This is a genomic window from Kitasatospora sp. NPDC087861 (assembly GCF_044742585.1).
GTDB lineage: Bacteria > Actinomycetota > Actinomycetes > Streptomycetales > Streptomycetaceae > Kitasatospora.
In genome coordinates this window covers 80,930-91,742 of record NZ_JBIUUS010000027.1, presented here as the reverse complement: position 1 = coordinate 91,742, position 10,813 = coordinate 80,930, and the positions used below count along the sequence as shown (strand labels likewise).

The window sequence follows — 10,813 nt, the reverse complement described above, 5'->3', positions numbered from 1 at the left end:
CGAGGTGGGCGCATGAGTGAGCGGAGCGAGCTCATCATCGAGGGGTGCGTGTTGCGCGAAGCGGCTGCCGAGCGAAGCGAGGTGGGCGCATGAGTGAGCGGAGCGAGCTCATCATCGAGGGGTGCGTGTTGCGCGAAGCGGCTGCCGAGCGAAGCGAGGTGGGCGCATGAGTGCGACCACGCACCGTGACACCCCGGCCCGCCGCGCCCTGGGCGCCGAGCGGGTGGGCGGGATGCCCGGCGGCGGGCTGGCCTCGCTGCTCCTGGAGGGCCTGCCCCCGGGCACGGTCGACCTCGCGGTCGGCACTCCGGCCTACCCCGACACGCCGCCGGAGCTGGTCGAGGCGGCGGTGGCCGCGCTGCGCGCCGGCATCCACCAGTACCAGGACCCGGCCGGGGTGCCGCTGCTGCGCGAGCGGATCGCCGCCGGCCTGCCCGGCGCCCCGGACCCGGGCAGCGAGATCACCGTCACCGTCGGCGGCAGCGAGGGCCTGGGCGTCGCCCTGCTCTCCCTCGTCGACCCCGGCGACGAGGTGATCGTGTTCGAGCCCTTCTACGAGAACTTCCTCAGCGCCATCGCCCTCACCGGCGCGCGCCCGCGCCCCGTCCGGCTGCGGGCGCCCGACTGGAGCGTCGACCCGGACGAGCTGGCCGCGGCCTTCGGACCGCGCACCCGCGCCGTCATCGTGAACAGCCCGGCCAACCCCACCGGCGTCATCCTGGAGCGCGCCACCCTCGACCTGCTCGCCGAGCTCTGCGGCCGCTGGAACGCCGTGGTGATCTCGGACGAGGTGTACGCCGGGTACGTCTACGAGCCGGCCGGCTACCGCTCGGTGACCGAGATCGAGGGCCTGGCCGACCGGTCCGTGGTGATCGGCAGCCTCTCCAAGAGCCACGCGATCAGCGGCTGGCGGCTCGGCTTCCTCCGCGCGGCGCCGGAGCTCACCGCCCTGCTGCGCAAGGTGCACGTGGCCACCACCGGCGGCGCGGCGGCCGCGCTCCAGCACGCCGCGGCCAATGCGGACCTGCTGCTGCCGGAGCGCTGGGACCACGCGGAGGGGATGCGCGAGCGGCGCGACCGCACCGTGGACCTGCTGCGGGACGCCGGCTTCGACTTCACCCGCCCGGCCGGCGGCTGCTACGTCCTGGCCCGGATCGACGGGCTGACCGACGAGCCCAGCCCGCGGTTCGTCCGCACGCTGCTCGCCGAGACCGGTGTGCTGGTGGCGCCGGGCACCTCGTTCTTCGTCGACCCGGCCGATGGCGAGCGCTACGTCCGGATCGCCTTCAACCGTCCACTCCACACCCTCGACACCGCTGCCGAGCGGCTTCGCGCCCGCAGCCCGCAGAAGGGAGTCACTCCGTGACAACCGCCATCAGCATCTCGACCGAAGCGCGGCACGACGGGTTGGTCCTCGGGATCTCCGCCGAGACCGGGGGGAACAGGCTGGTCGACCTCGGCAAGGAGCAGGGGGCGTTCATCCGCGAGCGGATCACCGAGCACGGCGCGGTGGTGCTCAGCGGCTTCGACTGGCAGGAATGGCCGGAGCTGGACACCTTCGTGAACGCCGTGGTCGGCCGGCCGCTCGACTACACCGAGCGCTCCTCGCCGCGGACCGAGCTGCACCCCGGGGTGTTCACGGCCACCGACCACCCGGCGACCGAGGAGATCTTCCTCCACACCGAGCAGTCGTACAACCTGAACGTCCCGCGCTACCTGTTCTTCTTCTGCCGCCAGGAGTCGCCGGACGGCGGTGCCAGCCTGCTGGCCGACTGCCGCGCCCTGTACGGCGGGCTGCCCCAGGAGACCGCCGAGCGCTTCGAGCGCGAGGGGTACCTGCTCGTCCGCAACTTCCGCCCCGGCCTCGGCCTCTCCTGGCAGGAGGCGTTCGGCACCAGCGACCCGGACGAGGTCCAGGCCTACTGTGACGCCAACAACATCGAGCTGGAGTGGCTGGAACGCAACCACCTGCGGACCCGCCAGCTGCGCTGGGCCGTCGCGACCCACCCGGAGACCGGCGTCCGCTCCTGGTTCAACCACATGACCTTCTTCCACGCCCGCACCCTGCGCGAGGACGTCGCCGACTTCCTGCTGGAGGAGTACGGCCCGTGGGGGATGCCCACCAACACCTTCTACGCGGACGGCAGCGAGATCCCGGACGAGGTGGTCCGGCAGCTCCAGGCCGCGTACCGGGCGCAGCAGATCGACGTCAACGTGCACACCGGTGAGGTCCTGATCGTGGACAACATCAGCGTGGCGCACGGGCGGGCCCCCTTCGTCCCGCCGCGGGACCTGTTCGTCAGCATGGCCGGGGCGCACGCGTGGTCCGAGCTGCGCCCGGTGGAGCGGGTGTCGGCGCCGGCGGTGGCGTTGCCGACCGCGCCGCAGTGACCTCGGGCAGCACGACGGCCGACACCGCCGTGGCCGCCGAGCCGGGCCCGCCGCCGCTGTCCCGCAACCGCGAGTACAACGTGTTGTGGACCGCGAACGTGGTCTCCCAACTGGGGGCGCAGGGCACGCTGATCGCGTACCCGCTGCTGGTGCTCGGGCTCGGCGGCAGCGCTTTCGAGGCCTCGCTGGCCGAGTTCGCCATCGCCGGCTCGCGGGCGCTCGCCGCGCTGCCCGCGGGCGCGCTGGCCGACCGGGTCAGCCGCAAGGCGCTGATGCTGGTCTCGGAGTTCGGGCGGGCCGCGGCGCTGGGCCTGCTCGCGCTCCTGGTGGCGCTCGGCCACGCGCCGCTGGCGGTGATCCTGGTGGTGGCGGTCGTCGAAGGGGTGTGCACCTCCCTGTTCGGTACCGCCGACCAGGCGCTGCTGCCCAGCGTCGTGCCGTCCTCGCAACTCGCCGACGCCGTCACCCGCAACACCGCCCGCTACTACCTGGCGACCATCGTGGGCCCGGGAATCGGTGGATTCCTGTACGGCCTCCAGCGGTTGCTGCCCTTCCTCACCCAGGCGATCACCTCCGCGATCGCCTTCGTCACGCTGCTGTTCCTGCGGCCGCCGGCGGCGCCGCGACCGGGGGACGGCGGCGCGGCCGGGGCGGGCGGGGCCGAGGCGTCCGCGGCCGGCGACGGCCCGGCCGAGAGCACGCTGCAGGCGATGGCGTCGGGGCTGCGCTGGCTGCGCGGCAACCCGGCGGTGCGGGCCACCGTGCTGCTCGGCACCGCCTTCAACCTGGTGTTCAGCGGCCTGCTGATCACCGTGGTGGTGATGGCCCAGCAGGACGGCCGGCCCGGCGCCGAGATCGGCGCCATCGGCGCCCTGGTCGGCGGCGGCGGGGTGCTCGGCGCGCTGTCGGCCGGGCGGCTGCGCCGGTCGCTGACGCCGTACACGGCGCTGATGGTGCTGACCTGGGCCACCGCCGTGCTGGTGCCGCTGCTCGCGGTGGTGCCGACCGGCTGGCCCTGCGGGCTGGTGCTGGGGGCCGCCGCGTTCCTCGCGCCGACCGCCACCGCGTTGGTGGCGGGCCATCAGATGATGGTCACGCCGGACGCCATGCGCGGCCGGCTGGCCGGCCTGATCGGGGTCTCGATGGGCGCCGCCGCGGCGCTCGGCCCGCTGCTCTGCGGGCTGCTGCTGGAGACCGTGCACACGGTGCCCACCGTTCTGAGCTGTGCGGCGGCGTTCCTGCTGATCGCACTGGGCGTGGCCGTCACCCCCGCGGTGCGCGCCTTCCCCGCCCTGCCCGACAACCGGGGGGACCAGCCCGGGAGTTGAGGCGGCGGGCACGAGGAAGGGGCGGCGCCGGACCGGCGCCGCCCCTTCCGGTGTGTCCGACCGCTCAGGCCCGCAGGTAGGTGAGCACGGCGAGCACCCGGCGGTGGCCGCTGTCCGGCGTCGGCATGTTCAGCTTGGCGAAGATGTTGCCGATGTGCTTGTTCACCGAACTCTCCGCGATGAACAGCATCTCGGCGATGGTGCCGTTGTTGCGTCCCTCCGCCATCAGCGCCAGGACCTCGCGCTCGCGCTGGGTCAGCGAGGACAGCGGGTCGTCGCCGGCCCGACGGACCATCAACTGCGAGATGACCTCCGGGTCCATCGCCGTGCCGCCGTCGGCGACCCGCTCCAGGGCGTGCAGGAACTCCTCGGCGCGCCCCACCCGGTCCTTCAGCAGGTAGCCGACCCCGGAGGCGCTCTGCGCGAGCAACTCCGTGGCGTACGCCCGCTCGACGTACTGCGAGAGCACCAGGACGGGCAGGTTGGGCATCTGCTTGCGGGCCTCGACCACGGCCCGCAGGCCCTCGTCGCGGAACGTCGGCGGCAGCCGGACGTCCACCACGGCGACGTCCGGGCGGTGTTCGAGCAGCGCGGGCAGCAGGTCGTCGCCGTTGTCCACGGTCGCGCAGACCTCGTGCCCCTCGCTGTTCAGCAGCAGGACCAGCCCCTCGCGGAGCAGGGCGTTGTCTTCGGCGATCAGGATCCGCATGGAATCTCCACCTTCAGTACGGTCGGGCCCCCGGGCGGGCTGAACAGCTCGGTGGTCCCGTCGAAGGCGGCGACCCGCCGCCGGAGTCCGAGGATGCCGCTTCCGGATCCCTCGGTGGCGCCGCCCTTGCCGTCGTCCTCGACCCGGATCGAGATCGCGTCCGAGGCGATGCGCAGCCACACCAGCGCGCTGCGCGCACCGCTGTGCTTGGTGATGTTGGTGAGCGCCTCGGAGATCACGAAGTAGGCCGCGGCCTCGGCCGCCGCGGGCGCGCGCGGTGCCGCGCCGGTCGACTCGTCGATGTCTATCCGGGTCGGGACCCCGCAGAGCGCGGTGAGCGCCCGGACGGCGTCGGTCAGGCCGCGGTCGGCGAGCACCGGCGGGTAGATGCCGCGCACCAGGTGGCGCAGCGACTCCAGGGCCTGCTCGGCGAGGTGCTGGGCCGCGTCCACCATCTCCGGTACCTGCTCGGGCCGTTGGCCGAGCGCCCGCTTGATCATGCCGAGCCGCAGCGAGACCGCCACGATGCCGGCCTGCGCCCCGTCGTGCAGGTCGCGTTCGATCCGGCGCAGTTCGGCGTCGTGCGCGTCCAGCGCCTCGGCACGGGTCACCGACAGTTCGCGGACGCGCTGCGCGAGCGCGACCCGGGGACGGGCGGTCAGCAGCCACCGGGACATCCTGGCGTGCACGAGGGCGAGCCCCCGCATCGCGGCCATCGCCACCACGGCGTAGCCGACGCCGATGAACACCGCGAGGAAGGACTTCGGCCACGAGTCGACGTTCATCAGGATGATCGAGTTGCGCTCGCCGGACGCGAGTTTCCACCACACCGGTGCGGACAGCCAGTTGAAGGCGTTGCCGCAGATGCTCAGGGCGAAGATGCACAGGGCCGAGCCGACGACGCCGTGGGTGACCAGCCAGAGCAGGTCCTTGCGGATCGCGGGGTCGCGCAGGGAGGGCTTGCGGGGGCCGGTGCGGCCGGGCTCCAGGTCGCGGTAGGGGGTGCGGACCTCGGTCTCCAGCAGCCGCCCCACCCGCCGGCGGTGGACCTCCGCGTACCTGCGCAGCACGCGAAGGGTCCGGGGCAGCAGCAGGAAGCCCGTCCCGACCAGGCAGAGCGCGAAGACGACGGCGATCAGGTAGAACAGCAGCAGCCCGGCGAGTCCGGTCACGAGGCAGAGCAGGACGTAGCCCGCAGCCGGAGGGAAACGCACGACGGTCTGGCGGACCCACTGCTCGGGCTGTAACCGTCGTAACTCGGCCACACTGGGGGCGCGCACGGCTCCTAAAACCCTCCGAGTCGTCATCCCGATCACCCTACCACCGCCCCAAATGCAGCGGTGGGTGGCACTTTTCTGCACCATCGAGTCTCCAGTTCGCGCCCTGGTTCCGCACCCGCTCCAGCACCTACCTTCGTGAACGTCAAGTAGTGCGTGCGAGTGGTGGAGGCCGGAAGTGAGCAGAAAGGGACGCGGAGCGCGGACGGAGGAGATCCAGAGCGCGGCCGCGGAGGAGGAGTACGCGACTCCGCCGCGGCCGGACGGCAGTGCCGCTCTGGACGCTCACTGGGTCGTCCGCCTCGACGGGGTCCGGAAGACGTACGGCAAGGGCGCCGGGGCCGTGCACGCGCTGCGCGATCTGTCCCTGGCCTTCGCCCGGGGTACCTTCACCGCGGTGATGGGCCCCTCCGGAGCGGGCAAGAGCACCTTCCTGCACTGTGCCGCCGGGCTGGACCGCCCGGACGCCGGTTCGGTGGTGCTGGGCGGTACGGAGCTGGCGCAGCTCAGCGAGGTCGACCTGACCATCATGCGCCGGGAGCGGGTCGGCTTCATCTTCCAGGCGTACAACCTGATGGCGGCGTTGACCGTCGCGGACAACATCACCCTGCCGCTGATGCTCGCCGGCCGCCAGCCGGACAACCAGTGGCTGCAGCAGGTCGTGACGCAGGTGGGGCTGGCCGACCGGATGAGCCACCGGCCCTCCGAGCTGTCCGGCGGCCAGCAGCAGCGGGTGGCCATCGCCCGTGCGCTGGCGGCGCGGCCGGAGGTGGTCTTCGCGGACGAGCCGACCGGGGCGCTGGACACCCGCACCGCCAAGCAGGTGCTGACGCTGCTGCGCGAGGTCGTGGACTCCCTCGGGCAGACGGTGATCATGGTGACCCACGACCCGATCGCGGCCTCCTACGCGCACCGCGTGGTGTTCCTCGCGGACGGGCGCTACGCGGAGGAGATGACGCACCCCACGCCGGACCGGGTGGCCGAGCGCATGACCCGGCTGGGGGAGTGGTGAGGCGTGTTCAGGCTCGTCGTACAGACCGTCAAGGAGCGTAAGGCCGGGTTCGTCGGGGCATTCGTCGCCCTGTTCGGCGCGTCCGTGCTCGTCACGGCCTTTGGCATCATCCTGCAGTCCGGCATCGGCAACGGGGTGCCGGTCCAGCGCTACGCCAGCGCTGCGGTCGTGGTCGGCGGTCAGAAGCACTTCACGGTCCACGAGGCCAAGAAGAGCAAGTCCAAGGACCTCAAGGACGCCGTCGGCGTCCCCATCGACCTGGTCGACAAGGTCGCCCGCACCGAGGGCGTCGACAAGGCCGTCCCGGTGCTCACCTTCCCCGCGCAGGTCGTCTCGAAGGACGGCGAGAGCCTGGTCAAGGGCGCCGACGACCGGACCTCGAACGGCACCAACTGGGGCGCGGCCGCGCTCGGCCCGTACGACCGCAACGGCGACGAGCCCAAGCGCTCCGGCGAGGTGGTGCTGGAGAAGTCCGTCGCCGCCCACGCCAAGGTGAAGGTGGGCGACAGCGTCAAGATCGCCTCCACCCGGGACGCCAGCTCGTACAAGGTCGTCGGCATCGTGACCTACAAGGGCGACGGCGGGGCGCTGCGTACCCCGCCGGTGTTCTTCTCCGACGACGAGGCGCGCACCCTGTTCGGCCGCACCGACCAGGTCAGCGCCATCGGGGTGCTGGCGCCCAAGGGCACCAACGCCGGCAAGCTCGGCGACCGGATCGACAAGGCGCTCAAGGGCTCGCTGATCGACGTCTACACCGGTGACGGGCGCAGCAGCGTCGAGAACCCGGACGTCGCCTCGGCCCGGGGCAGCCTGAAGGAACTGGCGGGCTCGCTCGGCGGCACCGTCGTGCTGATCACCATGATGGTGGTGGGCAGCACGCTGGCGCTCAGCGTGCACCAGCGGCGGCGCGAGCTGGCGCTGCTGCGCGCGGTCGGGGCCACGCCCAAGCAGATCCACAAGATGATCTCGGGCGAGGCCCTGGTGATCTCGCTGGTGGCCTCGATCCTGGGCTGCTTCCCCGGCATGCTGGCCGCCGGGATGCTGCGCGGGGCGCTGGGCGCCATCGGCATCCTGCCGGACGACTTCGAGTTCTCCTACGGCCCGATCCCGGCGATCGCGGCGGTCGGCATCGGCGTGATCGCCGCGCAGGTGGCGGCGTTCGCGGTGGCCCGCCGGGTGGTGTCGATCCGGCCGGTGGAGGCGCTCAGCGAGGCCCAGACCGAGCAGCCGGGCATCGGCGGGGCGCGGGTGGCGATCGGGATCCTGCTGTTCGTCCTCGGCTTCGGCGCGTCGTTGCTGCCGCTGTTCTTCGGCAGCATCTTCGCGGTGGCCGCGGCCGGCAGCGGCGGGCTGATCATGGTGATCGCGATCCTCATGCTGGCCCCGCCGGTGGTGGCGAGGGCGACCAGGCTGATGGCCGCGCCCTTCCAGCGGCGGTTCGGCACCCTCGGGTTCCTGGCCGTGGCCAACACCCGGGCCAACGCCCGGCGGCTGGCCGCCGGCATCGGCCCGCTGATCCTGGCGATCGGCTTCGCCTCGGTGCAGCTGTTCATCCCGACCACCACCTCGGGTGCGGCCGAGGCGCAGGCCCAGGCCGGCGTCCTCGCCGACTACACGGTGACCAGCGAGTCCGGCGGACTGCCGGTGAGCGCGCCGAAGTTCATCCAGGGCCTGGACGGGATCGACGCCGCGGCCGGGACGGTGCGGGTCGACCTGTTCGCCTCGACGAAGATGCTCGGCTCGCCGGAGATCTTCGACTACAAGGCGCAGGGGCTGACCACGGGCAACCTGAGCCGGGTCGTCGACCTGGGCGTCACCGCGGGCTCCCTGGACGACCTGTCCGCGGACACGGTGGCGATCAGCAGCGGGGCCTCGGCCACGCTCGGCGCCGGCGTCGGCGGCGCGATCAAGGTGCACATGCCCGACGGGCAGACGCTGGAGCCGAAGGTGATCGCCGTCTACCAGCGCGGCCTGGGCTTCGGTGACGTCACGCTGTCCTACGACACCGTGCTCCAGCACAGCTCGCGCCGGATGTACGACTCCGTGCTGGTCCGGGCCAAGGACGGCGCGGACAAGAAGAAGGTGATCGCCGAGCTCACCGGGCTCAACGACCGCTACCCCGGGGTGCAGGTCCGGGACAAGGGCGGGCTGTCCGCCGCCCAGGAGAAGGCGGGCACGGCCAACCTGTTCGGCAGCGCGCTGCCGCTGATCCTGGTCTTCGGGTACATCGCGGTGGCCGTCGCCAACACCCTGGTGATGACCACCCTGTCCAGAGCACGGGAGTTCGCGCTGCTCCGGCTGGTGGGCGCGACCCCCGAGCAGGTCATGCGGATGATGCGCACCGAGACGCTCATGCTGATCCTGATCGCGGTGGTGGTCGGCAGTCTGGTGCCGATCGTGCCGCTGATGACGGTGAGCATGGGCCTGACCGGGTCCCTGGTTCCGCACATTCCGCCGCTGCTGTACCTGGCGATCGTGGCGGCGACCTCGGCCCTGGCGGCGGCGGCCGTTCTGGTGCCGACCAAGCTCGCCCTGCGCGCCCGCCCGGTGGAGGCCATCGGGCTGCGCGAGTAGTCCTGCCCGACCCTTTGCAACACCGACCCGCCGATGGGGTCCGCGACCGCGGACCCCATCGGCGTTTTCGGGTTTCCGGGCAGGTCGAGCGGCATGTCGCAGTGCGGCAACCAGGGTCATTCGGCTGCCGCTTAACGACCCTGACCGCCCCCGCCGCCCGGTGTTAGCCTGCATTCACCAGAGCAAATTCCCCTTTTGTGTAATCCCCGTACCGACGAGCCGTGGACGGAACGCGGCCGAACGGGGCTGTCGTGCTGCGCCTTTTTCGGATTCCGGTGAATGCGGTGGGTGGGTTTTAGTGAATTCACAGTCATGGCGTGAAAAGGCCGGGCGGCTCGCGCGTGAACACGGTGTGCCGTCCCTGCGGTGCGCCTTCTACGACGCCGGCGAACTCCACGTCGCCGAGGTGGGGGCGGAGCCCGGGCCGGCGCCCGCCGCGCCGTTCGCCTCGCTCACCAAGCTCTTCACCGCGACGCTGGCCATGCAGCTGGCCTTCGACGGCGACCTCGACCTGGACCGACCGGTCGGCGAGTACCTGACCGAACCACCCTTCTCCGGGCTCGAACTGACGACCCGCCACCTGCTCAGCCACTCCTCCGGGATGATCTGCGACGGCCCCGGCGACGGCGGGCTGCGGGCCGCCGTCGCGGCCGGCCCGTTGTTCGCCCCCGGCACCGCGTTCTCGTACTCCAACGCCGGGTTCGCGCTGGCCGGGAAGGTCATCGAGGCCGCCGCCGGGGCGAGTTGGCGCACCGCCGTGGCGGACTTCCTGCTCCGGCCGCTGGACGTCGAGCCGGCCTTCCTGGCGGCCGACGCGATCCCGCGCGACCTCGCCCCCGCCACCGCGATCGCCGGCACGGTCACCGACCTGGTCGCGTTCGCCCGGCTCCACCTGGCCGACCGCGACGCCGCGCACGCCCTCCTGCTCGACCAGGAGGCCGTCCGGGAGATGGCCGAACCGCCCTTCGACACCCTGCCGTTCGGCCTGGCCGACGGCTGGGGCCACGGCTGGGCCCGGTACGGCAACGGCGCCGACCGCTGGCTCGGCCTCGACGGCGTGGGCGCGGGCGCCACCTGCCACCTGCGGATCCAGCCGGAGCGCGGCACCGTCGTCGCCCTGCAGGCCGACTCCCTGGGCGGCCTCGCCGCCTGGCAGGACCTGCTGGCACAGCTCCGGGCCGAGGGCGTGGACGTCGCCGGTTACGCCCCGGGCCCCGCCGCCGGTGCCGAGCAGGACCTGCCCGACTGCGCCGGGCGGTGGGCCAACGGCGAGACGGTGTACCGGATCCACTCCGGCGCCGACGTCCCCGGCGCCACCGTCCTGGTCGACGACGACGGGACGGAGTACGACCTGACCGGCCGAGGCGGGCGATTCTTCGCCGCCCGGCACCCACGGCTGCCCGAGGTGGAGCACCTCGGCCGCTTCCTGCTCGACCCGGAGACCGGGCGCGCGGACCACATGCAGTTCGGCGGACGCGTCCTGCGACGCGTCGCCTGAACAGGCTGGAGAGCGAAAGTGACG

The 10,813-nt window shown here is 72.5% G+C and carries 8 protein-coding genes; 6 read left to right on the top strand and 2 right to left on the bottom strand.

Features of this window, described 5'->3' with window-relative positions:
• The first annotated feature begins 166 nt into the window (after window positions 1–166).
• From ACIOJE_RS30710 to ACIOJE_RS30700, 3 genes are read left to right on the top strand one after another with little or no spacing between them, the layout of a single operon-like run.
• A complete protein-coding gene (locus ACIOJE_RS30710; protein WP_280684688.1) occupies window positions 167–1,366 on the top strand; it encodes a pyridoxal phosphate-dependent aminotransferase in 1,200 nt (399 codons plus the stop codon).
• Window positions 1,363–2,391 carry a TauD/TfdA family dioxygenase gene (locus ACIOJE_RS30705; protein ID WP_280684687.1) on the top strand — a complete coding sequence of 343 codons (1,029 nt, stop codon included), beginning with the start codon at window positions 1,363–1,365 and terminating at the stop codon, window positions 2,389–2,391. The genes ACIOJE_RS30710 and ACIOJE_RS30705 overlap by 4 nt, the downstream gene beginning before the upstream one ends.
• Window positions 2,388–3,719 (top strand): MFS transporter, encoded by a 1,332-nt coding sequence (locus tag ACIOJE_RS30700; RefSeq protein ID WP_400780667.1) that lies wholly within the window; start codon window positions 2,388–2,390, stop codon window positions 3,717–3,719. The genes ACIOJE_RS30705 and ACIOJE_RS30700 overlap by 4 nt, the downstream gene beginning before the upstream one ends.
• A gap of 64 nt (window positions 3,720–3,783) precedes the next feature.
• Here ACIOJE_RS30700 and ACIOJE_RS30695 read toward each other — a convergent pair whose 3' ends face one another.
• On the bottom strand, window positions 3,784–4,428 hold the full coding sequence (locus ACIOJE_RS30695; RefSeq protein WP_280684685.1) for a response regulator transcription factor: 645 nt from the start codon (window positions 4,426–4,428) through the stop codon (window positions 3,784–3,786).
• A complete protein-coding gene (locus ACIOJE_RS30690) occupies window positions 4,416–5,708 on the bottom strand; it encodes a sensor histidine kinase (protein ID WP_280684684.1) in 1,293 nt (430 codons plus the stop codon). Before ACIOJE_RS30690 ends, ACIOJE_RS30695 begins: the two co-directional genes overlap by 13 nt.
• A gap of 274 nt (window positions 5,709–5,982) precedes the next feature.
• On the opposite strand from ACIOJE_RS30690, the gene ACIOJE_RS30685 reads away from it, so the two are divergent.
• The 3 genes from ACIOJE_RS30685 to ACIOJE_RS30675 all read left to right on the top strand — a co-directional run bounded on the left by ACIOJE_RS30685 (window position 5,983) and on the right by ACIOJE_RS30675 (window position 10,789).
• A complete protein-coding gene (locus ACIOJE_RS30685) occupies window positions 5,983–6,717 on the top strand; it encodes an ABC transporter ATP-binding protein (protein WP_280684701.1) in 735 nt (244 codons plus the stop codon).
• Between the two features lie 3 nt (window positions 6,718–6,720).
• On the top strand, window positions 6,721–9,291 hold the full coding sequence (locus tag ACIOJE_RS30680; RefSeq protein WP_280684683.1) for an ABC transporter permease: 2,571 nt from the start codon (window positions 6,721–6,723) through the stop codon (window positions 9,289–9,291).
• Between the two features lie 160 nt (window positions 9,292–9,451).
• The gene (locus tag ACIOJE_RS30675; protein ID WP_400780664.1) at window positions 9,452–10,789 is read left to right on the top strand and encodes a serine hydrolase domain-containing protein; all 1,338 of its coding nucleotides are present in this window, start codon (window positions 9,452–9,454) and stop codon (window positions 10,787–10,789) included.
• Window positions 10,790–10,813 lie beyond the last annotated feature (24 nt).

What these genes read in the sequence shown, in the direction of transcription:
- ACIOJE_RS30710 (WP_280684688.1), top strand. Translation starts at nt 167, where the DNA reads ATGAGTGCGACCACGCACCGTGACACCCCGGCCCGCCGCGCCCTGGGC.
- ACIOJE_RS30695 (WP_280684685.1), bottom strand. Translation starts at nt 4,428, where the DNA reads ATGCGGATCCTGATCGCCGAAGACAACGCCCTGCTCCGCGAGGGGCTG.